The following is a 26,556-nucleotide window of genomic DNA, read 5'->3' as shown; positions in this document are numbered from 1 at the left end:
TATTTTAAAAGTGAGCTTCTTTAGCTTCTGATTCAAGTTCCACTTCATTTTCATGAGGTTCCTTATGGTTATTACCCTTACTTAGAATCGGAACTAATGCATAAGATAGTATAATGGCAGCAAGTGCAGAGAATATAGCCACCGGTCCACCCTCCAATGCCTTCACTACATTTTGCTGTGCTGCCATGGCTACAACAATAGGAATGTACATGGCACTCCAGAATTTTAACCCTTCTTGAGATTTCATGTGAAATTTGTTTTTTTTCTTTAGATTGTCTGTTATTAACAATAACAGCACGATTGCAAAACCTATTCCTCCAACATTAGCGTCAATACCGATAATCTTGCCTAATAGTTCTCCTAAGAATATTCCTACCAATGTACAAACTGACAACAAAGCAACCCCATAAATCACCAAATCCGTTATCCCCCCTTGTTTTTTTAAAATGTAGAATACATTTTAATTTCGCATGTGTTACTTAACAGCCATAAAGATGATAGCGCTTACTAAAAATCAAATTACATTTTTAGATAGTCTATTGTCGACCGTTTTTATATCATAAAATATACCTTTGGTATTTGCAAACATTTTTTGTAATATTTTGATTATTATTCATCTTCCTCAATCACTCAGGAAGAATTTATCTGAATATTTCAAAAAAAATATTGTGTTTCAACAAAACAACGTTTAAAATTTTTAGAATACTGTCGACTTTATTCTAATTGAGTTGTCAATCAATAAAAAGGGTGTGAATTAGTATGACTTTAGACAAGTTTCAACAAGTAATATTTGATCAAAAGGAAAATTATTTAGAACAATTGTTTACACTTTTACGTCAAGAAAGTATTAGCACGCAAAATATAGGGATTACTGAATGTGCAGCATTACTCAAGGAAATGATGGAAGATATGGGAATTGTAACTCGGTTAATGGAGACAGATGGACATCCCGTTGTTTACGGTGAAAAGATACAGGATAAAAACCTATTTACATTGCTTATTTATGGGCATTATGATGTTCAGCCACCTGACCCAATTGAAGATTGGATATCTCCACCTTTCGAACCCACTATACGAGATAAAAGGATTTATTGCCGAGGAGCAGGAGACAACAAGGGACAACTTATGGCCCAACTCCTTGGTATTAAAACATATATTGATACCATAGGGGAATTGCCCATTAATATTAAATTTGTATTTGAAGGAGAAGAGGAAATCGGCAGTGTCAATTTATCCTCTTTTGTAAAAGAACACAAAGAACTTTTGAAAGCAGATTTGGTTTATACAGCGGACGGTTCTTCACATAATAGTGGCTCTCCCCTTATTTTATTAGGTGTAAGAGGTATGCTTTCACTTGAATTAACAGCAAAAGCAGCAGAATGGGATAACCATTCAGGAAATACAGGAAATATTCTACCAAATCCAGCTTGGAAGTTAATTGAGTTATTACAGACAATGCGCAATAAAGACGGACGTGTTTTAATTGAAGGTTTCTATGATCATATTCGTGAACCCTCTGAACGAGAAAAAGAATTGCTTAAACAGTTACCTTTTGATGTTGAAGACATTGGGAACAAAATCGGTTATTCACATTTAAATATGGATGGGGAAACGTACTATCATAAGTTAACCATGGAACCAACATTTAATATCTGCGGGATGGAAAGTGGATATACAGGAAAAGGGATAAAAACGATCATTCCGTCTACAGCTTCAGTAAAAATGGATATTCGTCTCGTAGTTGATCAGGATCCTATGTATATTTACGACAAAATATGTCAACACGTGCAAAAACATGATCCTAACATTAAGGTAGAGTATTTAGGGTCTATGGAACCGTCAAGAACTCCTGCAGATCTTCATATAGTTGAAATTGTAACCAATGCTATCCATCAGGCTTACCGACAAAAGCCACTTGTTCAGCCAAGCCTTGGAGGTTCACTTCCTGATTATGTATGGACAAATATTTTGGGGGTCCCTTCCATTATCATGCCTTATGCGAATTTTGATCAAAGAAATCATTCTCCTAATGAGAATATGCAAGTCGATTATTTTTTAAATGGGGTTAATTGCACTTGCCATGTAATTCATGAACTCGGTGAGTATATAAAAAAACGGTAGACTTATATTTGAAAGGAAGTTTAGTATATGGGGCAAATAACTACGGAAAATCCGAAACCTGGTAGAATTTTAAACACTATTGAACGCTTAGGAAATCGACTCCCTCATCCTGCCATGCTATTCCTATATCTAATTATCATCATCATGATTATTTCCTGGTTACTTCATTTTTTAGGAGCAAGTGTAACACAACCTGGCACAGGAGAACATCTTGCGGTAAAGAGTTTGGTATCCAGTGAGGGATTACTTTATATAATAGATTCCATGTTTAGTAACTTTATTGAATTCAAACCATTAGGATTGGTGTTAGTCTTCACTCTTGGTGTGGGATTAGCAGAGAAGGTTGGTTTTTTTGACGCAGCTATTAAAAGGACAATAATACGAGCGCCTAAATCAATTATTTCATATGCTGTCATATTTATTGGCATCATGGGTAGTATTACAGCAGATGCAGCATATATCATTGTTCCACCAATAGCCGCAATGATATTTATGCTTTTTGGTAGAAATCCTATTGCAGGGCTAGCCGCTGGGATAGCCGGAGTTGGTTGTGGCTTTTCAGCAAACTTATTTGTTTCTGCATTTGACGCAATGCTATCCGGAATATCAACAGAAGTTGCTCAAACTATAGATCCCAATATGATAGTAAAACCTGTTGATAATTGGTATTTTATGAGTATATCTGTATTTGTACTTACGATTGTGGGTGGCTTGGTTACTGAAAAAATTGTCGAACCAAGGTTAGGACCATATAAGGGAAATGAAAAAATTACATTTGATAATGATAAAGATCCCAAGGTAAGTTTATTAATAAGCAAAGCCTTGAGAAATACTCTTATCGCAGCTATTGTATACATTGCTCTCGTTATCTTGGCCCTTTTTATACCTGACTCACCACTAAGAGGAGAAAACGGAAGTATCATAGATTCACCCCTAATGAGTGGTATTAGCACATTTATTTTTCTTTTCTTTATTATTATTGGTTTAACTTATGGGATTACTGCAAAAAAAATTAATAGTCCTACAGATGCAGTAAATTACATGATTGAAGCAATAAAGGACATCTCTGGATTTGTTGTCTTAGTCTTTATTATTGCACAATTTATAGCATATCTTCAATGGACAAACATATCCTTATTAACGGCAGTTAACGGTGCTGAGTTGCTTAAATCAGTTGATTTGGTTGGTATTCCAGCTATTGTCTTGTTGGTTCTACTAACTGTAATTTCAAGTTTATTTATAACGAGTGGTACAGCTCTCTGGTCAGTTTTAGCCCCTATATTTATTCCTATGTTTATGTTAATAGACATTCACCCTGCTTTCATACAGGTAAGTTATCGAATTGGTGATTCTGTGACAAACATGATTACTCCTCTTAATCCTTTTGTTGCCGTTATGTTAGGGTTTTTAATGAAATATGATAAAAAAGCAGGGTTAGGCACACATGTGTCTTTAATCCTGCCTTACACCATTGCTTTCTTGATTGTTTGGCTTATTATGCTCATTGCATTTTTATTATTAGATATTCCTATCGGGCCAGGGGTAACAATGAATATAAAGTAAGTCAAAGTTGGAAATAGTGGTGAAGCTATTCGCGCCTCCTATAGCCATCAAGTTAAGAAAAATACCTGGTTTATTTGAATACTTTGATGTATCCTTCCATAGAAAAATGAATGGAAGGGTTTTTTTATGAGAAATTGAAAGTTAAAGACGGACCAATCTGTTTTATACCCTGCTGCTGCTGCTACATGATCGCTTTGGCAGCAAGTCGATAACTGAATTTGAACTGACCCCTTAAAGTTAGACAGGTTATATCGTTTTGTTTGGCTGCTATACATCCCAAGAAAATAGTGAACTTTACAGAAGATTTGTTAACCACCTTAAGGAACTTCTTTATATCCTTCACTGTTAATCATTTGGTAACAACTTTTGATTTGGATAGATCATCTTGTTCATTTAATCTTGTTCATTTAACCTTCTTCAGCTAAAGTAGATGGGTATATACGATGTAGAGGTGAAGAGATGGCATTGCGGCTATTACGTTATTTTATTTTTTTTCTTGGATTAACTTTCGTCCGTTTTGAGGAAAAACGGTTAGAAATAAAGGTGCTAAAGAAATATTAAAATCCCCTAAATCATTTATTTTTGTACCGTTTAAGCTCTCTTCTAAGTAAAACGTAGACGAAACTGCAATGTGATATTCTTCTTCAAGAACAATTACATTTGTAATAATATCGTCAAAAAACCTATTATCTAAGTCCGTTTTTAATTTTTGACGATATCTTTCTAAGCTTTTTTCTGCATCCTCCGAACCTAACCTTGTTCCAAGAAACATATCTCCAATAAAACTTATGTGCTCTTTTGATGGTGGCTCCGCCTCGAAAACTTTGCTTATTTCTGTATAACTGCCCTTATTTAGCAAATCTAAAAGGGTCCTGTACATATTAGTAACAGATTTCTTCGTATGATATTCTTTAGCAGTTGCCCTATAAGTAAATAAAAACTCCTGCTCTGCATTTCCCGGTGTGTAATCATAGTCTTCAATTGGTCTAAATATGCTATGATCGTGATAACCACAAAATCCAGTGAAAGTAGTGGCTTTTTTACGACCTTGCTCTTGAAGTGAGTTTGTCATTTCATCCCCTCCAACCGCACCAAACATTAGAACTTTACCATTTTCTGAAATTTTGTTAAGTATTTTGTTATTTTGTATTGAATGAGCTTTGATTATCCTTTGACTGCAATTACTGTCTGTATGAAAACAACCACTCCATAGATTTTTGTTTTTAAACTTATTAAATTCAATTGAAAAGTCCCTAAATTCCTTCTCCATTCTTCCCTAATCACTCCCAACCTATCCTTACACTAATTTTACATTTTTTTAGTTTAATAAACTATTATTAGGAGTAATTAATCGATAACAATATAACTAAAAAATTGCCCCGATAGTTCAAGAAGTGTATTTTTTAGTTGAATTTGAAGGTACGATAAGGTTAAGAATCGCACATTAAAAAAAGGCCGCCAAATGAAGTGAACCCAAAAAGTTAGACACTTTATTTACTTAGGCAGCCTTGAGGGCATGAACCCGGTAATCTACTGGGCTCATGCCTTTTTTTAGGTCCTCATACCTTAAGGCATGCTTTTTCAATCATTCCTCACTTAAAAGGAGTGGATGTCTATCAGATTATGAAGAGTCTGGCCATGTGCAGCTTTTCACTTTAGAAATATATTTAGAGAAAGTTTTTGAAAAAGGACGCCATGCGATTCATTTGTGGTTTGGGGAGTATATATAGAAGAAGATCTTCATATTCAGAGGGATTTTTGTGATTTTTAGCGCGCACTTAAAAGATCCAGTTTCGAAAATGGTTAAATTAAGAAAATGAAAAAAGAGGGAGAACAAATCATCTGGATGACTTGTTCTCCCTCTTTTTTAGAATCCCTTAGGTAGGCACGACAAAGGAATGATAGAGACTGGGAGGGAAAGCCGCCAGGGGCGGCGTTGGAAAATGTTCATAACAAGTTAAAAAATGGAGTTCTAATTATTTAGTTTGAAAAACTCGGATTAAAATCTTTAATTCTTCTCCCCGAACTCTTTTCCTGCTGATTTTTGATCCTTTATTTTAAAAGAAATGAGGAAGCTAATTAACGAAAGTACAGCGATGACAATAAATGAGATTTGCGCGCCATACATATCAGGATGGACTATCTCGGGACGCTGCTGAGCATTTTCGGTAGCTGATGTCATCACAGTAACAAGTATTGCCGTACCTACAGATGCGGCAATCATTTTCATCGTATTATCCATTGCTGCACCATGGGCGATTAAACGTTTAGGCAGCTGGTTTAAGGCGGCTGTTGAAACAGGCATCATAACCATGGCTAATCCGAACATCCGAATACTGTACATTACCATAATAAATGTAAAACTTGTCGAAGGACCAACATCCATAAAAGTAAAGGATGAAGCGGTTATGAGGAGTAATCCACCAATAACCAGCCACCTGGCCCCAATCCGGTCAAAAATACGTCCAATGAACGGTGACATTATTCCGGTAATAAGTGCTCCAGGAAGTATGGCTAATCCAGCTTCAAACGCAGTAAATCCTCGCATGTTTTGCATAAATAGCGGGATGAGCGTTTCTGCGCCGATCAGACCCATAAAGGTAATGGCTCCAATAATGATAGCAATCGGGAATAATGAATACGTGAACACACGGAACTCCAGCATTGGATGCTTCAGTCGCAATTGCCTGTTGATGAACCAAACAAGTGAAATTGTCCCAATGCCTAGGGATATGATTGTACTCTCGTCTGTCCAGCCATAATTACCTGCAGCTGTAAATCCATACAATAATCCACCGAAACCTGCGGAAGATAAAACAATTGAAAGCACATCCACTTTTGGCCGTGTAACTTCTGTTACATTTTTTAAAGCGAAGAACGCAACTATGATATCAATAATAGCAATTGGAAGAATGATAAAGAATAACACCCTCCATGAGTAGGTCTCCGTAACCCAGCCCGACAAAGCGGGCCCAATAGCCGGCGCGAAGGAAATGACCAGACCGACCAGTCCCATGGCTGCACCCCGTTTATGAACAGGGAAAATCATTAGGAAGACTGTTTGCATTAACGGGAGCATGATTCCTGCTCCGCTCGACTGAATCATCCTTCCTAGCAGCAGCATTCCAAAATTAGGAGCCAGCCCCGCTACCAATGTACCAATAGCAAATATCCCCATCGCGGAAAGGAAAAGCTGTCTGGTGGTAAAGCGCTCCAGTAAAAACGCGCTAACAGGGATCATGATCCCATTAACCAGCATAAAAACGGTTGTTAGCCACTGTGCACTATTTGCCGTAACATTCATCTCCTCCATTACAGGAGGAATGGCGGTAATCATTAAAGTTTGATTCAAGATCGCAATGAATGTACCCGCAAGCAAAAGAGCAACAATTGTTGTCTGTTTACGATTTGTTGAACTCAATTATGGTCCCCCTTTACGATTTGGAAAAAAACATACTTTTGTAGATTACACGAATTCACATCAGATTTCCAGTAATTTGCTGTTAAAATGAAAGCAATAAAGTCGGCATTAAATCATTACTTCCCCTACAACTAAAAGGGGATTTCGTTTGAAGAACAGGTTGCGATTGATGCGTATTAGCCTAGTCTAAGGGTAGCTGTTGAGCCAAACACGAAAGGAAGTACCTTCAAAAGTCACTCCCCTATAAGAGCGGATCAAATAGCTGCAGCAGACATCAAAACATTCTTATAAAGTGATCGACCTTTATTGCATAAAAAGCACTCTTAACTGGCTATAACAAATAATCACCATTGTAATTACGTTGCCGATATTTGCTTAGTATATTTCCACGTTTTGATACCGTGGTCCCTATGATCTAAAAGCAAATGATACTTTTTTGTTTTTTATAAATAACCTAGAAGAAAGTCGTCATTTTCAGGGTAGTTTTGCTGTATTTTGGATTCTATTGAATGGCGGTCACTTAAAACATAAATGGTTTAAAAATTAAAGATATGAAAAGCAGTCCGAATTTACAGATATTCCCACACCTAATCCTACAAATATAAAAAGCACCCCATTTAATGGATGCTTAGATTTCCTTTCTTTCGTAATCTTATTTCAAATTTATCACTGAAAAATTCATTTGCATTAAAAATCGTACTAATGTCTGAAATATCACCTATGTTCACAATTAATGCTTCATCAACTTCTTGATCTGTGAGAACTATGCGATATTCATATTGATTTTCAAAGTATTTATCTTTCCAAAAATAAATATCTGTCCCTTGGTTTTTATAAGAGCTCATCCTAGCTGAGGAATTGATGTTATAATCATCATATTTTACCAAGCCCCCTCTGTAAGCATAACCTTTTTCATTGAGTGTTCTAGTAATTCTGTCAATAAATTGCGATGGGGTAACAAAAATTAAGCTATCTCCGAACTCCCTGATCATTTTATCGATTTGTTCATTAGGTAAATCAAATTTGGTATAGTAATAGTTTTCATCCTCGTTAACCACTTTTAACATATCGCCAATAATTGCAAACATACAATATAATGGTCTTTTTTCATTTATATTTTTTCTGAAATTCAATTTTTTAGTTCGCCCCGACATTATTAATTCATTGGTATCTTGAGTAAAAAAATTCATGGTTAATTCCGTAAAAACATGTGTTGCTTCAAATTTGTCTCCTACACCTTTTTCTCCTGAAGCACTTTCTATATCAATATACTTTTTGAAATTATTCATATATAAATCTCCAGACAAAAAACTTTCCACAAAAGGTGTGAACTTTATAAATCCAAAAACTTGACCTTTAAATCCAACGTCTGACATTTTCATACGCTTCATTCCCTCCTATTTAACTACTAAATTCACAAAAGGGACTATTCACCAGTATTTATTCCAAGACTATTATTAATGTTTACTATTAGTGAACATGTAAAAATGTATGCCTAGTTTACAAAGAATATACTTCAGTAAAAAACGCTTATCCAAAGGTATACAGTCTTTTCTTCTTTACAGTCTTCTTTTTAACCTCTCCTGATTTCATAATCTCTCCCCAAAAAAGCAACCAATTTATCACGTGCATTTTATCAAAAAAATCCTTGTAGATACGACTCAAAATGTAATGTTTAAAAAAAATACGAAATAAACACTATCCACTTTTATTGTAGGGTTCTTTTTCAAATTTAATTAAAGCAGGAATCGTGAATATACCGAATATCCTAGGGCAGCGGTACTGTATAATGGAAGTATAAGTTTACTCATTTTTAATGCTGATTAATTGGCGTTCAGCTTATTAACTAATCCATCGGCAGAAAGGTTGGTAACTATTTTGAGTATAAATCCAAATATGGTGGAGATAGCCTCCCTCCTTGGGGAAACGTCACGTGCAACAATACTTGCAAGTCTGCTGGACGGGCGTTTTCATACGGCAGGTGAATTAGCATTGATGGCTGCAATATCACCTCAAACCGCCAGCTTTCACCTTTCTAAGTTAGTGGAAGGAAACCTTGTTATAGTTGAAAAACACGGACGACATCGCTATTATCAGCTAGCAAATGGAGAAATTGCTCACATTTTGGAATCGTTTCTTGCCATTTCCCCGCCTCCTGAAGTTCGGTCGTTAAAACAATCAAGTCAGGTCAAAATGCTTCAGGAAGCCAGAACTTGCTATGATCATTTGGCAGGAAAACTAGGCGTCCAATTAACTGAATCGATGTTGAAAGCAGGATATTTGAAAAAAGAAGAGAGAGAGTTTACAGTTACACCCAAAGGAGATCATTTTTTTTCAGAATTCGGCGTCGATTTACTTGATTTAAGAAGAAAACGCCGTTCATTTTCCCACTCATGTTTAGACTGGAGTGAACGTCACCATCATCTAGGCGGAGCTTTAGGGAATGGGCTTCTTACCCATTTTTTTGATTTAGGCTGGATAGTCCGTGTTCCATCTATTCGCGCAGTAAAAGTCACACCTAAAGGGAAAGAAGGATTTAAAGAAGTTTTTTGTATAGAGGTATAATTTAATAATCCCTCACGATGAAAAAGAAAAGGGCCCTTTTCTTTTTCATCATGAGGGAATTTCTGTCTTTAGCGGCAAGAATCAATCCATACGATTACTATAAAGCTCTTTTAACGAATTTATTTTCCTTTTGAAAATTGCTATTTACAAGATAGATGCCAATGATGATAAACAGTCCGCCAATCAAGAGTGAAGTGTATATCTGTTCACCTAATAGTGCCCACCCTGATAATACACCGAAGAAAGGTGCCAAAAATAAAAAGGCACTTGTTTTTCCTGAATCACTCTTTTGTAAAAGGTAATACCAAACAGCAAATTGCACGATCGATGACATGATACTTAACCATAATAAAATGAACAACGAATTGCCATTCAGTATGAAAAATGGTTTTTCAAGAATAAAGCTGCCAAGTAAAAGCAGTAAACCGCCAAAAAGCATCTGATAGGCAGATAAAACCCATGTATCGGAAATTGCCCCCCACTTTTTCGCCAATAAAGTGGAAATCGCCCAGAAAACAGCAGAAAGAATGCCGAAAAGAATACCAACCTTAAATTCAAGTTGCGCCCCCATCGTTATAATTACTCCGACTAATCCTAATAAAACACCAATCCATTGATATAGTTTATAGCGTGTTTGTGAAAAGATTGTACCGAAAACAACAACAAGCAACGGGTTCGTGAATGTAAGAATGGAGGATTCACTTGCTGTAATCGTGCGTAAACTCAGGAAAATGCACCCCATTACTCCGGCTGTTTGAAAAGTGCCGATAATGAGCATTTTTATCCAATCCCCTTTAGAGTTTGGGTGCGGTCTTTTTAAAAAGATTACGATTATCGCCATTATGAGTCCGGCAAGTGTGAAGCGTAATGCTGCTAATAATAATGGGGATGAATACGGTAGACCAATTTTAACTACTGCAAAAGAAGAACCCATCAAAAATGTCGTTAAAAGTATCAACACTGTAAATTTGTAAACATTCATTTTTTTATCTCCTGACATATTTAAATGACCATCTACAGATAGTATAGCTGTTGATTAATTCAGCTCTCATCGAAATATGGAATACAAGTGGATCAAACTTAATGGTATCGACATATCATAGGGAATCTTCATAGTTTAATTGATATAAGTAACCTCTTTAAATCATCGTATTCATCTTTGAAATCAACTTAAGAAATAGAGGTAACCACATCCTATTTTTCATATATTTCAAGAGGCAAATCATCCGGATCACTAAAAAAAGTGAACCTTTTTCCTGTTAACTCATCAACACGGATTGGTTCGACTGGAATGTTTTCTTTTTCTAAATCTTCAATCGCTTGATTAATATCTTCCACTTCAAAAGCAAGATGTCTAAGCCCCCTAGCTTCAGGATAACTAGGACGATGCGGGGAATCAGGAAATGAGAACAATTCCAGCTGATATTCCCCTCCGACGATTAAGTCCAATTTATACGATTTCCTTTCTGACCGATATGTTTCCTTCTCGATATCACACCCTAAAATATTTACATAGAAGTTCTTTGACTTTTCATAATCGGAACAAATTATTGCTACATGATGTATTTTATTTACTTTCATTTGCTTCCTCCTTAAAAACATTGGTTATTTTCATCTGATTTTACCAAAGTTATACATGTGCTTCCCTCGGACTCTACTGCACGATATGGTATATTCATTTCCCTTTGACAGGTCCACCATTTAGATTAATTGCAGACATTAGAAAAGTTATATATTCATAATGGAAAATGCCAAGGCCATACTGTTTGATTAATATTATTGCTAATGGCGTATAAAAAAATAAAAAGCCCTGTTAGCTGAAATTCAGTAACATCAGGCTTTCAAGATCTAACCGGTAGAGTTTTTGCACTATCTATATATGATTTCGAACAAACTATTATAAATCATACCCACTTTTTCCTGCATTGATTTCAAACTATTTTATAGCAGGAATTGTTTTGGATGTTCAGTCATGAAATTTTCCTTATCCGATTTCAAGGTCATGAAAGCGATAAAACAAACGACTCCGAATGAAACCAATAACCAAACAGCTCCATTAAACGATCCATCGAAAGCGTCTATGACAAACCAATCGTTAAAGGAGCGATGGAGCCAGCCAATTGATCTCTAAATCGACCACCCCCACTGCAACCTCCATTAGGGTGCAGTTCACTTCACGTATGCTTTTCTTTACCAGTTATTCGTTTTATCTAATAATTGATCAATATCAAATGCATCGAGATGAAATGGAATTGACTCTTCGGCAAGTTCTTCAGTAGCAAAAAGCAATTGGTCAATATCTATTATAGTCAAAAACAATTCCCCTCCCTTTTAATCACTTTTCCCTCAAACATTACTTTAATAGTTAATTTTTTTGAGGGCATCTTTATTCAGAAATTGTTTAGATCCTTTTTAATTCTAGAATTTGAAGAATGAATAGCTCTCTATATGTAAATATTCATACACCAGAATACATTTCTAATAATTTCCATTATACCGCAAATGAAACTGTATAATTTTACAATTGTATAACAATTATCGTTTAGCATTTAACTTGTGTTTATCGAATTTTCAGTTGAGCCCAAAAAACCTCATGGGACTTATTATTTTTGTAAGAATGCTAATAATATAGTTCTATAAGTAAAGCGATTCTTAATAAAAGATTGCTCCCTATTGCGGAACAAGAACCGGTTGAAATAAAGCTAATTTCAGGAAATTCAAACCATATTCTTTTCCGGCTTTTACTGGTATAATATGGATGATTTTGTTAGTGAGAGGGGAGAAAAGATGAATCAATTTGTATTTAAGCAATTTGAGATGACGAGAGAATACTTCATCAAGAATGTAGAGTCCATTTCTAAGGAACTAAACGATGTGCAGCCAGATGGCTTTAATAACACAATTCATTGGCATACTGGTCACGTTTTGACAATTACAGAACAAACTATGTTTGGTTTCCCGAATGTAACAACCCATCTTCCCACGAATTATATAAAGTTGTTTGGGAATGGCACAAAACCAGCGGATTGGACAGGGAATATACCTGCTATGGATCAGCTGGTTGTACAGTTGAAAGATCAATTAACTCGTTTAAAGCAAATTCCTCCTGAACAGCTAGATCAAGATTTGGATACACCATTCCTAGGATGTAAGACTGTTGGAGAACTTGCAGGTTTAACATTAATGCATGAAGCGACTCATATGGGGCAAATTCAGGCAATGAAGCGGATGATTGAGCATATAAGTCTCAAAAACTGAATTTAACAAAGTGTTATATTAAGATGAAAAAGCCAGTCTAATAAAACTGGTTTTTTCTTTTGTTTATTATATTTTATACATCATTTTTTTCTACATAACACTCTCTATTTTCATTACTCCACAAACTATTCTTTCTTGAACACACTTAATCTACTTATTTTTATTAAGCTATTCTGCCCCTTAGCTATAATTTATCTAAATGAGGTTTTCTATTATGTCAAAAAACAATCAACAGCAAAAAAATAGACACTCAACTATCTGTAGCAACCTATACTGGTACTGAATTAGGACAAGAGCTTGCAAATATTCATCAAGAAGATTCTCAATTAATTTAATTCGTATCTCCATTCAAAATTCCCCACAAGGTTGCCCAGCAAATCTAGCTTCAAACTCATAAAAAAAACAGATAGTATCATATAGTTCTCAAGCTCAACAACAAATGAAGAAAGCAGATCAACAAGAAGAAACTCCAATAGAAAAACACAATATATGAGATTATGATAGGGCATGGGAAGATGACCGTCTTTAATAAAGTGCATTTTCCTTTAATTTTTTTGACTTAAGTCCTTCATTTCCTTTCACTAAAAATGAGATGCCGTTCAGCTCCTGATAATGAAGTAAAGCACCTGTCAGCCATCCATAAAGCGCAAAAATCAGCGCTCCGCCACAGAGAATGGTGGAAAATCGTCCATACTCATTCTATGGCTGGGTGAGTAAGGCGATGAACTATGGTGCCAATAGAGCCCATTCGTTAGTTTGACTCCAACGGCCTCGGTGCATCACAGACTGTCGCTCCCTTAAGGGGTTGACAATAAATAATGGATGATAACAATACAACCAGGCTCGGACCTTTTTTCGTGGATCTCATTAACTAGCTCACCTCGACAATAAACCCATGAGCTAGCCTGTTTTATCCCTGATGATGTAGATGTACAAGAGTTCCCAGATTATCCTCTGAGGTTATTGTTTACTTTAAGGTATCCAATCCAACTTTAAAGAATGAGTTTAATTCATAAGCCACTGATTGAACCGTATTCGCATTATCCAATAGTGACTGTTTATTCTCCCCAGTTGGATTCTCTTTTGCACGTATGTAGGAGGCTTCCAGAGCTGACAACTTTTGTTTCAACTCATTGATTTGCTCTTGGACTGAACCCTTAATTGCAGTGGCTTCCCTGAAGCACTGTTTACCTTTTGGACTAATCGTTGCTCTGCTTATCTTCCCAGTTGTACTCTTTTTGATAGCTATGAGCTTCTTGTTCGCAAGTATCACTAACTCAGCCCTTACCACTTCAAGATTTTTATCGTACTTTTCAGCAATTTTACTTACACATCTTTCTCTATTGCATTCCTCAAGGAAAGAAAGTATTTGCTTTTGTAGCTGATTCATATTGGTTTCTCCTCTTAAGTTTGTTTCCATTTGCAAGAATTATAAAGTTTCTTTATACCGTTTCTTTAAAGTTTGCATACCATAAAACCCAAAAACACATATATTGTTTTATTCGTATTTTCTCTTACAAAAAACACCTTTAATTTATCACAGGAACCACAGAATCTAATATAAAACTACAGAAACTAACAAATGTTTTTTAAATATTCAATTAATCGCACAAATATTGGAAGTATATAACGTAAGGGAAAGAACGAGACAAGCATTGTTTAAGAATATAGGGACAAGAGGATCAGTGCCATTCGATTGCGGGAAGTATAAGGCTCAACAACTCGAAGAGTAAGAAAAACAGCTTCTATGTTAACCGAAATCGATGAATATAGTAAAAGGAGCTAAGAACATCTCACCAAGAAAAGCTGATGGCAGAAATTATGAAAGTAAATAAAATATCCATATGGGTTATACCAAGATAAAATCCTCTGGCACCCGATTTTTCTGAAGTATATATCAATTAGGGTTTTCCATCCTTTTCCCAAACAATAGTAAGCTCGGATTTTGAAGATATATCTTCTATAAATTCTTCATCACGATTTCTATATCTCTTTTTCTCCGTCTGAAGTAAGTCATTCACCTTGTGAATTCATATTTCCACTCAAATGCTTTACTATTACCGCAACAGACTCGATTTTATGAGTCCAATGTATTTTCCTTTCGGATAATTGATTTACCGTTTTATCTCCAAGGCTTTTTACACTTTTAAATCTTTCGATTAATCTTTAAATATTCGTTTCCAATATCACAATCAGTCCCTTCCAAAAATAGTATTTTCTTAAAATTAACTTGAAATTTTTGCTACAACCATTAAAATAAAGTTTTCTTCAACTAACTGCCCATTTAGTTCATTAAGAAAAACCGAAATCAGGTCATTTCGGTTTTTCTTTTTTATAAACAGTACAATTTTTTTCTAATCCACAATTTCGATTCTTACCGCAGTTTAAAACATCTATTAATAACCGATAAAACTTAACAACTTTCATTTTCTTTTCATTTGTATATTCCGCAAAACTTTTGCCCTTTTTAAGCCATTAAAAACCCCTCTAGATAGTAGTTGTAACATCGTTTGTTCGTGATCTTATTACACTGCCTACCTTAATTATGACTAGAAAATCCAAGTAGTCTTACTCTCTCGTGTCTATCTTAGTCCATATTGATTTGAACTTGCCCAAAACTTTCGAACTTTTTATTAAAATAACTTGAATTAAGGTCAGATATATGAACACCAGTATTCCTTGTTGTATGAATAAAGCGACCATCCCCTAGATAAATACCGACGTGGGTTATCTCTTGACTTAAGTCTGTATCTCTAAAAAATACTAAGTCCCCTGCCTTTGGATCTCTGAGTTTAGGCAGCAAGGAATAGTAGTCCGCTGCCGAACCCCGTTTAAGGGAAATGCCCTGCTCCTTCATGGCCCAATAGATAAAACCGCTGCAATCCATTCCAATCATCGGATCATATTCTCCGAAAACATAGGTAAATCCACGTAGAGTATAAGCATACTTTATGACATCATAAGCTTTATCATAGGAAGCCTCTTGATTTGCATAAAATGGATACAAGGGACTGCTGTATATTTGAAGATACTGTCCCTGCATCAAGCTATCAGTTGGTAACGCGTTACGCTTTTTGATTGTATCCACCGATACACCGTAATTATCCGAGATACTTTTAAGTGTTTCATTATTTTGAACGACATGCTCTCCTTTTGGTGTATACGTTTTATACTCGGCTTGGTATTGAGCAAAATATTTTTCTATGGTAGATCTCACCTGAACTGTCTCCGCTCCGTATCCAGAATTAACGAACTGATTTCCCCCCAGATAGATCCCTGCGGTCACGACTTTTGAACTCCCCTTTTCCAGAAAAAATATAACATCTCCAGCCTTAGGAGTATTTGTATCCATTCCTTGCTTATAATAGCCTTCAACTGACAAACGGTCGATAGGCACCTTTTGCCGGGAGAGTACCCAATGAATCAATCCGCTAGAATCAAACCCCTTGTTAGGTGTCTCTTGTCCAGCCGTTTTTTTAAATCCTGTAAAAGTTTTCGCATAATTCCCAATTTGTTTCCCTCTCTCTGACCACTGATAGTTCGAAGGAGTATAAGCAGTCTTAATGGTTAACTTCTGGCCAATATATAACTTACCATCCGGTAAACCATTCATATCCATTAATTGCTCTGTCGATATATCATAAATCGCTGCAATCGATTCTACCGTTTCTTGAGAGGATACAGTATGCACTGGATCTGCTGCTTCAACTTTTAAGCCAGATAAAAAAGTAAAACTAACCATGCCTAGTAATAAAAACAACATACTACCTACTATTCTTTTCGCCATTTGACCCTTCCTTTTTCATACAGATTTTGTTCCTTTCTATTGAAATTATGTAATAAAATATCAACTGTATAACTTTAACATAAAAAAACTATTAATTGGATTCACTTCCACTTTCATCAATGAACTAACCTTCTCTTTTGATTATACTTTTGCGATATTAATATAAGGCCATTTTGTAAAAAAATGCCCCTTCGTAAAAGTGTCTTTTACGAAATACGCTATTAAGCTAATTATAGGATCAACAATAAAAATGATCTGACGCGAAATACAAAAAGCTCAGTTCCAAAGTAAGAAAGAACTGAGTTCAGACTATAGACGAACTCGATGAAGAACGAGTTTGTCTCCATTTTATTTAGGATTATAAAACCTTGAACGTCGCTTGGAACATAGGGCACCCGTTTTTCGCGGGCGGTCCGGCCTCGTTGCTTTTGCGCCTGTGGGGTCTCCCTCGACGTGCTTTTCCCGCAGGAGTCTCGCACACACTCTCCAATCAACTCTGTTTTGAATTTTAGATAAAACCCCCTTTTTTCCCCGGACGTATATAAAATTATATAGAGAATATCTATAAAGCGACCAATCTAGATCGCAATCAAATTATCCGTTTGGCCTTATTTATCACTGCACATTCTAAAAAGTATAAAAGTATCCTCCATAAACATAAAAATACTGAATTCCCTCTCCCCTGCAACTGCTTGTATCGTTTCTTCTTCCAAGAAAAATGTATTTAGCATTCCCCGGTACTTTTTTATAATATGCAAAAAAAAGAGCCCTCCAGCAGAGTTGAGTAACCTAACACCACTCATCTTACGGAAGAAGCTCAATTTCACATGCAATTATCACATCTAACGATTTTCCTGATTGATAGAACCAGCTATTAACCCTTACACGGTTTTATACTGCCGTATAACCGCCATCGACAATTAGGCTAGTGCCAGTGACAAATGATGCATCGTCACTTGCAAGGAAGAGAACGGCTTTAGCCACTTCTTCCGCTCTGCCTAAACGGCCGATTGGATGTAAATCGATCAAACCTTGTCTTATTTCACCTTGTGCTTCGGCAATAAGTGGTGTATCAATATATCCAGGGCAAACTGCATTGACACGAATGCCATCTTTCGCATAAGTCGCACCTAATGTTTGTGTTAATAGTTTGACACCGCCTTTAGCAGCAGAATAAGCTGTTACCCCCGGTTTCCCTGCATGGCTATGGATGGAGCCTGTATTGACAATGGCGCCGCCAGTGGATTGTTTTTGCATTTGCTCTATCGCATATTTATCGGATAGGAAGACACCGGATAAATTAATATCAATCGTTTTTTGCCATTGCTCGTAGCTTAACTCATGGATGTTTCCGTCTCTGGCAATTCCTGCGTTTGCGAACATGATATCCAGTTTTCCATATTTGTTAACCGTCTCTTCGATCATATTCTTTACGTCATTTTCATTCGTCACGTCAGTTTTAACAAAAAGAGTATCATACCCTTTTCCATTTAACTCTTCTGACACCGCTTGTCCATGATCAGCAAAATCGGCAATGACCACCTTTGCTCCTTCTTCTGCAAATAATTGAGCCGTACTTGCTCCAATCCCGCTTGCTCCCCCTGTTACGATTGCCACTTTGTTTTCAAGTCTCATCATATTACCAGATCTCCTTTTCTTATTTCCTACAGATCCCTTGAGCACCAGAAATCTCCATCCCTAGAGGTTCTCCCTTGACGACCATTCTTATACAAACAAAAAGCTGATGACAATGTTGAAATAAAATGGCCATCAAATAGCTTCATTCTGTGTTCATACATTTATTTTACTCCTTACAATTTGAATTACTATCCTATAAAGTGCTGTATAATAATAGGGTTAGTTCCCCCTTTTTATAGGGTATTTTGTTTTTAGGAGAAGGAATTCACATGGCTCATCCCTTTCATGCATATGAAGAAATAACATTTCAGCAATTCATATTATTCATTAAAAGTCATAACAAACGGATTGAAGAAAATATCAATATTCATTTGAATCTAGAACCCTTCATATTAGAACCTGAACGTAAGATTATACAAACATTACTGGAATCATTTTTACTATTTTTATCCGCTCCAAATATCGAGGACGTAAAAGACACATACGAAGAGCACATGGATACTTGGCTACAATCACATTTACCCCTTTTAAATGATAAACATTTCAGCATGTTCCGATTGATCTTTGAAAAGTCCATCGCTACCTCATTGGTAAACCTGAAACATGCCCAAACCCTTTCCATCCTTATGTTCTTATTATCCATTTTCTCTCATCTCATCCATAGCTATAACAAGTGGACAGGCGACGAACCGGAGCAACACCGCAAAACCAAACAAGAGCATACAGAACTTAAAAGACTGCAGCTACTGGACCAATTGGATGAACTTTTAATTATCTCAGCAGGATTTAAGGATTTTGCTTTTATCCTAAAAAAATGTGAGGAGTTCTTTAACTATAAAAGATGTGTTTTTTATGCTTATATTCCTTGGTCCAATCAATTTCACGGCACCATTGGATCCGAGCTGCCAAAAGTTCAGAGTATGAGGGGACACGTCAGCTCCAAGCAATCCATGGTATTCAATTCAAAAAAGCCGGTATTTATAAAGAATCCCCATATTTACATTAAAGAGGAACATATACAGCTATTTAATCTTTCATCTGTCATTTTTGTACCGATTGTTCATGACCAGCAAGTGTTCGGCTGGCTGACCTTTGATCAATTAGGAGAGGAATTCGATTATTCAATGGATGAAATGACTTTGCTTGAACAAGTCGGAAAACGGCTCGGTTTATATTTATCAAGAAAAGGATGATGAGGTATCAATTGGTACCGACATACAATTGACCGAACGGGAAGCCATGATTTTAAATTTGCTGGCTGAGGGTTATAACAATAAAAAAATGGCCGAATTGCTGCAATTAAGCGAGCACACCGTTAGAGATTATGTAAGCAGTTTAATGACAAAGTTTAAAGCCAAGAACCGTACACAGGCAGTCGTTTATGGTTTTCGGTTAGGCCTATTGAAATAAATTATTACCGAATCTATAAAGAACCAAAAAAAGACCGAAAAATCTTTTTCGATCTTTTTAAAATTTTCATTTATTACAAAAGCATATATACTTTATTTACCTTCACTTTTTTTCACTGTTTTTCCAGATAAAACCCATCCGCCTATAGCGATAAGAAGCATGACTGACCAAAAGATTATATTCCAAACCGGTCCTTCAACAAAATCGTGAGAGATAATGTGCACGGCTGGATGTGCAAGGGTATGCATTAATAACTTAACCCCTACCCAACCAACGATTAACATGGCTGCCGTTTCGAGGCTAGGCCGCTCCGTCAGTACCTTAACGAAGTATCCTGCCGCAAACCGGATGACGATTAAGCCTGCAATGGCCCCTAATAAAATAACAATGAATTTTGCCCCATCCATTCCTCCTATATCCCCCATTGGCGTATCTGGCAAGGCAATGACTAGAGCGACTGCAGCTAAAATGGAATCAATAGCAAAAGCAATATCAGCCAATGCAATTTGCGCAATGGTCATCCGGTAGCTTTTCCCTTTTTTATCTTTTTCTCCGTGGTCCCTTTTTAATAAATGCTTTAATGAGATGAAAATCAAATATGCAGCCCCAATGGCTTGAACTTGCCAAACATGGAAAAGGTACGAAATGATGAAGATTGCACCAATCCTAAATATAAAAGCCAAAAGCAACCCAATATTAATCGCTTTTTTTTGCTGTTCTTTTGGTAAATGCTTTGACATTATGGCTAAAACCAATGCATTATCAGCAGATAATAAACCTTCTAAAAAAATTAGAATAATTAACACCCAGCCATATTCCAATAATAACGATAGTTCCATGATACCCCCCTAAAAGCATGTAAAAGAATGCGTATATGACTTCAAACCCAACAACACTTTCTCCTCCAAATATTGTCCCATCTTCTCTTCTTCCTTATTCAATCCTTCCGTCCAATTAGCTTACTCCCTATTTAAAGTAAAGCATCCGTCAGCTCTATAATATTCTTTTATGCTTAGACTTCATTCCAATTGGTTAGGATTTATATCCTCGCTTCGAAAGGCACCAACTTAATTCCTATTCTTCCATTAAATGATATTTCCGCAATGTATTTTTATGATGTTCCTGGCGTCTGCAATTGTACGGAGATATTCGTAACAAAAACATAGCCACTTTCATTTTTGAGTGTTAATAATTCCCACCTTTTCATACAAGCTTAATTAAAAAGAGAGCTACGGCAGATAACATGGAAAGGTAAACATCATTGTTCCTTATATGATTTAGTTGCAACATTAATCAAATGAATAAAATCAAGGATTTCCCTAAATAATAGGAAGACTAATTAACAGGGAGGGATTTATATGGATGCTAAGCGTGTAAAGCAGATTCTTTCGTCTTCATCTGACATTGAGGTTAGATATAATGGCACTTCAGTTTGGATTGATAATTTAAATGAAGATGGAAGAACAGCTACAGTACATCTAAGAGGACCATTAGAGGAAAGATCAGACGTAGCAATAGACGAACTTAAAGAAATATAATTTCCATTAAAATAAGCTCCTCTTTAATAAGAAGAGCCAGTTTGTCTACAGTAAATTAAGGATTTGTACAAATTGTACGTTGATCTACTCTCTAGGCATTCGCTTTCCGCGGGCGTTCCGGGAAGCCTCCTCGGCGCCTTTGCGCCTGTGGGGTCTCCCCCTGGACTCGCTTTTCCCGCAGGAGTCTCGCACACCCGCTCCCCCTACTTGTTTTGACCTTTTGAAAGTTCCTTTGCTCATTTCAACCTTAATTTTTGACCGATATAAATTTTGTCTGGGTCTTTAATTCCGTTTAGACTGACAAGCGATTTTACGGTTGTTTTATGTTTTTTTGCAATGAAGCTAAGTGTGTCGCCTTTTGTTACAGTATAAGTTGAGATTGTTTCAGTTTTAAATGCACGTGGTTCGTCAGTCCTAAAAGTATTTATGGTATTTGTAAAATCCCTATAGGCTATATTCAAATCCACCTTTGTGCTGATCCCACTTACCTTACCTGAATCAGAATGCTGCCAAATGTCCGTGCTGCGTCCCAACGTCCTGTTGTATCTGGCAATCCAAAAAGCGTAATTCTTCAACCTTGATTCATCTAAATCATTTTCGAGAAAGTATTTACCAGTATACAGCATCGCCGTGTATCCAGCTTTTTCAATGGCTGCTAAAAAAGCGATTGCGGCATCAGTCAGCGTTTTTTTATTTGCCTTTTTTTTATTTTCCTCAAGATCAAGAACAACAGGGTAATTTAAAGCAAACGAGCTGATTGAATCTAAGAAATAAGCAGCCTCAGCCTTTGCTTCTGCAACAGTTGCAAACTTTGCATAATGATAGGCCCCGACTTTCAATCCCGCTGCCAATGCTAGTGGTGCATTTTCTTTGAAATAGGATAGCTTAGAATAACTCGTTCCCTCTGTTGCTTTAATGAAAACGAACTTCACGCCTGCCTTTGCAACTTCTCCCCAATTTATAGTACCTTGCCAATGTGAAACATCGATTCCCTTGATATATTCCATATTAAGTCCTCCTAAAGGAAATAACCCTATGGTGGTAAATGTTTTATGATTTTAACATATCCCTTATAAAAACATCATATAGTGAAAACTGCTGTCTTGTTGCCCACTGTCCACCTTATAATAAGATATTTGATTGAGTTAAAACAATTTTAAATCTTTTAATTTGGCTCTTTTCGTAAAGATTGGTTGTTTTTAAAACGAAAGTATTTAAGGTTGATTGGAACGGAAGTGCGAGACTCCTGCGGGAGCAGCGGGACAGGTGAGACCCCACAGGCGTTTACGCCGAAGGAGGCTCACCGCCCGCACCAAGGAAAGCGAGCATCTGGAGGGGAAATCACCCACACCTCACTACTTGGTAAATAGCGACAAAGTATGTGAAAACAGCCTTGAATTTCGATTGAAAGCAAAGTAATATGCTGTTTCCTTTTGTTTTCAAAGATTATTTTATGCTATACTGATTTTATTAATATCAGAAGGGATGATGGGTGGCCGATGATTAACTAATCTTATTTTTTAAATTTGAAATCGCATATTTCAAATCATACAAAATAGGATTAGTCTGCCCATTTTCTATAAATTTTAGAGCTATCGTGAAAATAGCTCTTATTTGATAATGCACAGGTACGGCTAATCCTTCCATATGAACTGGGAGGATTTTTTTTATTCTCCCTTTAAGTAGAGGGATAATTATATGAAAGAACTATTAAAATTAACCAATATCAGCTTTGAAGTATTGGACCATAACATTTTTGAAAATGTTAATGCTAGTGTTCAACAAGGGGAAATCATCGGTATCATTGGCAAAAATGGTGCCGGTAAATCTACGTTGCTGCAATTAATTAATAATGATTTAGAGCCTGCACATGGACAAATCCAATGGCTGCAGCAAGACGTGAACGTTTTTATGGTTGAACAAGAAGTCGAGTCGCATTCTTCAGAAGATAAGACGCCTTCAGAGGTTAAATTACTTGATAAAATGCATGTACCAAGCCATGACTTCCTACAATTAAGCGGGGGAGAAAAACTGAAAGCCCGGTTAGCAAAAGGACTTTCTAAAGATGCTGACCTTTTACTATTAGATGAACCGACGAACCACCTTGATGAGGAAAGTTTAGAATTCCTCAAAGGACAAATTAAAAATTATGGAGGTACCATCATTTTTGTTTCGCACGATCGTTATTTTTTGGATGCTGTAGCAACGAAAATTTGGTCGATTGAAGATAAAAAGCTAATTGAGCACAGAGGGAATTATTCCAGTTATATGGAGGTTCGCAAACAGAAAAGACTTACACAACAACGTGAATATGAAAAACAGCAAAAAATGGTTGAACGGATTGAGGGACAAATGAAAGAAATCACTTCTTGGTCAAAAAAAGCCCATTCCCAATCGACCAAAAAGGAAGGAATTAAGGAATACTATCGCGTGAAAGCAAAGCGCATGGATGCACAGGTAAAGTCTAAACAAAAGCGTCTTGAAAAAGAGCTTGAAAAAGCAAAAACTGAACCTGTTGAACCAGAATACACTGTACGCTTTTCAATTCATGCAAAAAACAAGATGGGAAAACGTTTTTTGGAAGTTAAGAATTTAACTAAGTCTTTTAACGGTCGAACACTATTTAAAAACGTCAATTTCACGATTCAACATGGTGAGAAGGTTTCCATAATAGGTCCCAATGGCAGCGGAAAGACGACATTATTAAAAATAATCCTTGGACATGAAACTTATGTGGGCGATGTATGGATTTCACCATCTGCAAAAATAGGCTATCTGACGCAGGAAGTGTTTGATTTACCACTTGAACTAACACCCGCCCAGCTATTTCATAAAGAAACCTTCGAGTCTAGAGGGCACGTTCAAACTTTAATGAAGCATTTAGGCTTCACGGTATCTCATTGGACAGAACCCATTAAGAATATGAGTATGGGTGAGCGAGTAAAATGTAAGTTAATGGAATATATATTAGAGGAAAAAGATGTGCTCCTATTGGATGAACCGACAAATCACCTGGACTTAGCTTCACGGGAACAACTTGAGGATACCTTAGCACAGTACACCGGAACGCTACTCGTCGTTTCGCATGATCGATATTTTCTCGAAAAAACGACAAGCAGCAAACTCGTCATTTCAAATAATCGCATACAAAAGCAATTGTATGAATCACCCTTAAAAAGAGATGATCTGGAAGAACTGCGATTAACGCTTGAAACAGAAAGACAAGAAGTTTTAGGCAAGCTTAGCTTTATGACTCCAAACGATAAAGCGTACACAGAACTCGACCAAAAATTTAATGAGCTTACGAAAAAAATAAATGAACTTGCTGACAAATGACTATCAACTGTAACTTATTGAAACGGATAAATTAAATGTAGAAACCCTTAGAATGATTTAAGTCTAAGGGTTTTTTAGATAGGCTATTTTCGTAAAGATTGTTGTTTTTAAACGAAACTATTTAAGGTTGATTGGAGCGGATGTGCGAGACTCCTGCGGGAGCAGCGGGACAGGTGAGACCCCACAGGCGTTTACGCCGAGGATGCTCACCGCCCGCACCAAGGAAAGCGAGCATCTGGAGGGGAAATCAACCACAACTCACTACCTGGTAAATAGCAACAAAGTATGTGAAAACAGCCTTTAGATAAGACTCAAATCGTCCAGGATTTTTGTACACCCCTCAGTTCGAAATCCATTTCCCTTCCTTTATACTCGCTTACTTTTCTTCAAGAACATGGATGAATCACGGTATTTTTCCTACAAGAGAAAACCAAAAAACTCATTGGGTTGAGATGTTAAAAGGATATCGGTAATGATAGAATTTGCAATTTGAACAGAATAATAATGCCCCCTCGTTAATATGCTTTTAATGATGGATTTGTTAAAAGGGGGCATTAGTTATGAGTGAGAACATACAGGAAGCCAATATGAGGAATAACTCGGGAATGTTTGTTGCACGCTCTTTAGATGAGATTCGTTTTTGGTCAAGAATAATGAAGGAACACTCGTTATTTCTAAGACTGGGTTTTAGATGTGAAGATACACAGTTAATTGAGGAAGCTAATCAATTTTATCATTTGTTTGAACGGATAGAACAGCAATCCCATTCATTAACAAATCAAGCTGATCCCGAACAGATCAGGAGATTTAACACGGAGGTGCAGCAAGCTGCTACAGGCATATTTTTATTTAAAAGAAAAGTATTGGGATTAATACTCACGTGTAAATTGCCCGGTGCGAACAATTTCCCGCTATTAGTCGACCATACAAGCAGGGAAGCCAATTATTTTAGAAAACGATTAAAAGAATTAAATGAGGGTAAATTGAAACCATTGGCAGATGCCATCATCAAAGAAAATGTTTTCTTTTTAAGAATCATGGCGGATCATGCAAAATTCATCGGACATCTCCTTGATCCATCGGAAAGAAAGCTGGTGGATATGGCGCGAAACTTCAGTAATGATTTTGATCAATTAGTCTTTCAAGCCGTAGACTTAGAGTCCATGAAACCGCAATCACAAACCGCCCCTCTTTTGGATCAATTTCTAGATCAGAACCGTGTTTCCGTCGTATCACTTCGAGACTTTAAGAAAACGGCCAGGGATTTAATCGAAGAATGCAAAATCAAGAGCATTATCCATCCACTTTTGGCTGATCACGTTTTCCGTGAGGCCGAACGATTCCTTGAAATTATCGATATGTTTGAATCCCACCTTACAGGTGAAACATACAATTAATTAGAGGTTTTTATAAAATTGCTATTATGGATTAATAAATTCAAATAAAAATTGGCCCTTCTCGATATAGAGAAGGGCTTTGATATGTAAAAAGTTAAGATTGGGAGTTCACCAATGTTTCAAGTTTCTCTTTATCAGAAACAGAAATCCATGGTAATTCCTGATTGACTTCATTAATACCAGGTTGGATAACGCGGCTATTTAAGAGGTCACAAATACACTCATTTATTAATTGGATATCCTGGTCTGATATTTTTCGGTTATATGTAGCGGCTCCTGTTTGTTTGGTTACCCCCCCTATCAAGCCTCTTTGATTTAAAGAACTTCTGATCACTTCTCTGATAGCCTCTATACTAGTCAACGGAAATACATCAAGGTGCTTAACAATCATCCTAAAAATATCCTCTTTAGATAAATCCTGTTCAATATGTTGTCGCAATTATTCCACCCCCATTTGTCAAAACATTCTCCAAATGAAATGTAAAATCCTCCTTTTTCCCTAAAAAGGACGATACACAATTC

General features: G+C 36.5%; 25 protein-coding genes. 10 read left to right on the top strand and 15 right to left on the bottom strand.

Annotated features, from left to right (window positions below; all coding sequences use genetic code 11):
• Positions 1–4: 4 nt before the first annotated feature.
• Positions 5–415 (bottom strand): malonate transporter subunit MadL, encoded by a 411-nt coding sequence (gene madL / locus AC0VX1_RS09470; RefSeq protein ID WP_413002065.1) that lies wholly within the window; start codon positions 413–415, stop codon positions 5–7.
• A gap of 344 nt (positions 416–759) precedes the next feature.
• Here madL and AC0VX1_RS09465 point away from each other — a divergent pair, with 344 nt between their 5' ends.
• Positions 760–2,121, top strand: a complete 1,362-nt coding sequence (locus tag AC0VX1_RS09465; protein ID WP_413002036.1) for a M20/M25/M40 family metallo-hydrolase — start codon at positions 760–762, stop codon at positions 2,119–2,121.
• Between the two features lie 27 nt (positions 2,122–2,148).
• Positions 2,149–3,684: an AbgT family transporter gene (locus AC0VX1_RS09460; protein ID WP_413002034.1), complete on the top strand. Its 1,536-nt coding sequence runs from the start codon at positions 2,149–2,151 to the stop codon at positions 3,682–3,684.
• Positions 3,685–4,168: 484 nt separating this feature from the next.
• Here AC0VX1_RS09460 and AC0VX1_RS09455 read toward each other — a convergent pair whose 3' ends face one another.
• From AC0VX1_RS09455 to AC0VX1_RS09445, 3 genes are all read right to left on the bottom strand, one after another.
• Entirely contained in the window at positions 4,169–4,954 is a 786-nt protein-coding gene (locus AC0VX1_RS09455; RefSeq protein ID WP_475470900.1) for a hypothetical protein, read from the bottom strand.
• 738 nt (positions 4,955–5,692) lie between these two features.
• Positions 5,693–7,105 (bottom strand): DHA2 family efflux MFS transporter permease subunit, encoded by a 1,413-nt coding sequence (locus tag AC0VX1_RS09450; RefSeq protein WP_369316512.1) that lies wholly within the window; start codon positions 7,103–7,105, stop codon positions 5,693–5,695.
• Between the two features lie 617 nt (positions 7,106–7,722).
• Complete coding sequence (locus AC0VX1_RS09445) at positions 7,723–8,487, bottom strand: hypothetical protein (protein ID WP_475470898.1); 765 nt, start codon at positions 8,485–8,487, stop codon at positions 7,723–7,725.
• Positions 8,488–8,983: 496 nt separating this feature from the next.
• Here AC0VX1_RS09445 and AC0VX1_RS09440 point away from each other — a divergent pair, with 496 nt between their 5' ends.
• Positions 8,984–9,670: an ArsR/SmtB family transcription factor gene (locus AC0VX1_RS09440; protein ID WP_475470896.1), complete on the top strand. Its 687-nt coding sequence runs from the start codon at positions 8,984–8,986 to the stop codon at positions 9,668–9,670.
• A gap of 97 nt (positions 9,671–9,767) precedes the next feature.
• Here AC0VX1_RS09440 and AC0VX1_RS09435 read toward each other — a convergent pair whose 3' ends face one another.
• Together AC0VX1_RS09435 and gloA2 are read right to left on the bottom strand one after the other, a co-directional pair.
• A complete protein-coding gene (locus tag AC0VX1_RS09435) occupies positions 9,768–10,652 on the bottom strand; it encodes a DMT family transporter (protein WP_475470894.1) in 885 nt (294 codons plus the stop codon).
• Between the two features lie 212 nt (positions 10,653–10,864).
• Positions 10,865–11,251 carry an SMU1112c/YaeR family gloxylase I-like metalloprotein gene (gene gloA2 / locus AC0VX1_RS09430; RefSeq protein ID WP_249596006.1) on the bottom strand — a complete coding sequence of 129 codons (387 nt, stop codon included), beginning with the start codon at positions 11,249–11,251 and terminating at the stop codon, positions 10,865–10,867.
• Positions 11,252–11,642: 391 nt separating this feature from the next.
• On the opposite strand from gloA2, the gene AC0VX1_RS09425 reads away from it, so the two are divergent.
• A complete protein-coding gene (locus AC0VX1_RS09425; RefSeq protein ID WP_475470892.1) occupies positions 11,643–11,801 on the top strand; it encodes a hypothetical protein in 159 nt (52 codons plus the stop codon).
• Between the two features lie 59 nt (positions 11,802–11,860).
• On the opposite strand, the gene AC0VX1_RS09420 is transcribed toward AC0VX1_RS09425, so the two are convergent.
• Complete coding sequence (locus AC0VX1_RS09420) at positions 11,861–11,983, bottom strand: hypothetical protein (protein ID WP_255294707.1); 123 nt, start codon at positions 11,981–11,983, stop codon at positions 11,861–11,863.
• A 474-nt stretch (positions 11,984–12,457) separates the two neighbouring features.
• Here AC0VX1_RS09420 and AC0VX1_RS09415 point away from each other — a divergent pair, with 474 nt between their 5' ends.
• Positions 12,458–12,928, top strand: a complete 471-nt coding sequence (locus AC0VX1_RS09415) for a DinB family protein (RefSeq protein WP_475470890.1) — start codon at positions 12,458–12,460, stop codon at positions 12,926–12,928.
• 967 nt (positions 12,929–13,895) lie between these two features.
• Here the strand turns inward: AC0VX1_RS09415 and AC0VX1_RS09410 are convergent.
• The 5 genes from AC0VX1_RS09410 to AC0VX1_RS09390 form a co-directional block, all read right to left on the bottom strand.
• Positions 13,896–14,318, bottom strand: a complete 423-nt coding sequence (locus AC0VX1_RS09410; RefSeq protein WP_268590331.1) for a hypothetical protein — start codon at positions 14,316–14,318, stop codon at positions 13,896–13,898.
• Between the two features lie 511 nt (positions 14,319–14,829).
• The gene (locus AC0VX1_RS09405; protein WP_413024041.1) at positions 14,830–14,949 is read right to left on the bottom strand and encodes a DUF1572 family protein; all 120 of its coding nucleotides are present in this window, start codon (positions 14,947–14,949) and stop codon (positions 14,830–14,832) included.
• Positions 14,942–15,088 carry a DUF1572 family protein gene (locus AC0VX1_RS09400; RefSeq protein WP_413009009.1) on the bottom strand — a complete coding sequence of 49 codons (147 nt, stop codon included), beginning with the start codon at positions 15,086–15,088 and terminating at the stop codon, positions 14,942–14,944. The genes AC0VX1_RS09405 and AC0VX1_RS09400 overlap by 8 nt, the downstream gene beginning before the upstream one ends.
• 427 nt (positions 15,089–15,515) lie before the next feature.
• Positions 15,516–16,715: a C40 family peptidase gene (locus tag AC0VX1_RS09395; protein ID WP_475470888.1), complete on the bottom strand. Its 1,200-nt coding sequence runs from the start codon at positions 16,713–16,715 to the stop codon at positions 15,516–15,518.
• Between the two features lie 891 nt (positions 16,716–17,606).
• Positions 17,607–18,350, bottom strand: a complete 744-nt coding sequence (locus AC0VX1_RS09390; protein ID WP_054396643.1) for an SDR family NAD(P)-dependent oxidoreductase — start codon at positions 18,348–18,350, stop codon at positions 17,607–17,609.
• Positions 18,351–18,622: 272 nt separating this feature from the next.
• On the opposite strand from AC0VX1_RS09390, the gene AC0VX1_RS09385 reads away from it, so the two are divergent.
• Both AC0VX1_RS09385 and AC0VX1_RS09380 read left to right on the top strand, forming a co-directional pair.
• Positions 18,623–19,546, top strand: a complete 924-nt coding sequence (locus tag AC0VX1_RS09385; RefSeq protein WP_475470886.1) for a GAF domain-containing protein — start codon at positions 18,623–18,625, stop codon at positions 19,544–19,546.
• The gene (locus tag AC0VX1_RS09380; protein ID WP_475470884.1) at positions 19,497–19,763 is read left to right on the top strand and encodes a response regulator transcription factor; all 267 of its coding nucleotides are present in this window, start codon (positions 19,497–19,499) and stop codon (positions 19,761–19,763) included. Before AC0VX1_RS09385 ends, AC0VX1_RS09380 begins: the two co-directional genes overlap by 50 nt.
• A 92-nt stretch (positions 19,764–19,855) precedes the next feature.
• Here AC0VX1_RS09380 and AC0VX1_RS09375 read toward each other — a convergent pair whose 3' ends face one another.
• The gene (locus AC0VX1_RS09375; protein WP_475470882.1) at positions 19,856–20,602 is read right to left on the bottom strand and encodes a TerC family protein; all 747 of its coding nucleotides are present in this window, start codon (positions 20,600–20,602) and stop codon (positions 19,856–19,858) included.
• Between the two features lie 519 nt (positions 20,603–21,121).
• Here AC0VX1_RS09375 and AC0VX1_RS09370 point away from each other — a divergent pair.
• Positions 21,122–21,301, top strand: a complete 180-nt coding sequence (locus AC0VX1_RS09370) for an H-type small acid-soluble spore protein (protein ID WP_034313120.1) — start codon at positions 21,122–21,124, stop codon at positions 21,299–21,301.
• Positions 21,302–21,537: 236 nt separating this feature from the next.
• Here AC0VX1_RS09370 and AC0VX1_RS09365 read toward each other — a convergent pair whose 3' ends face one another.
• Positions 21,538–22,308 (bottom strand): GH25 family lysozyme, encoded by a 771-nt coding sequence (locus tag AC0VX1_RS09365; RefSeq protein ID WP_253510409.1) that lies wholly within the window; start codon positions 22,306–22,308, stop codon positions 21,538–21,540.
• 691 nt (positions 22,309–22,999) lie between these two features.
• On the opposite strand from AC0VX1_RS09365, the gene abc-f reads away from it, so the two are divergent.
• Entirely contained in the window at positions 23,000–24,637 is a 1,638-nt protein-coding gene (abc-f, locus tag AC0VX1_RS09360) for a ribosomal protection-like ABC-F family protein (RefSeq protein ID WP_475470879.1), read from the top strand.
• Between the two features lie 560 nt (positions 24,638–25,197).
• Positions 25,198–26,034, top strand: coding sequence for a DUF2935 domain-containing protein (locus AC0VX1_RS09355; protein ID WP_098187000.1), 837 nt, complete (start codon positions 25,198–25,200; stop codon positions 26,032–26,034).
• Between the two features lie 94 nt (positions 26,035–26,128).
• Here AC0VX1_RS09355 and AC0VX1_RS09350 read toward each other — a convergent pair whose 3' ends face one another.
• Positions 26,129–26,473 (bottom strand): hypothetical protein, encoded by a 345-nt coding sequence (locus AC0VX1_RS09350; RefSeq protein ID WP_475470876.1) that lies wholly within the window; start codon positions 26,471–26,473, stop codon positions 26,129–26,131.
• Between the last annotated feature and the right edge of the window lie 83 nt (positions 26,474–26,556).

Source organism: Peribacillus sp. QJM3NY_7 (genome assembly GCF_056173225.1).
Note: the sequence above shows the minus strand (reverse complement) of the source record. Positions and strands in the feature narration are given on the sequence as shown.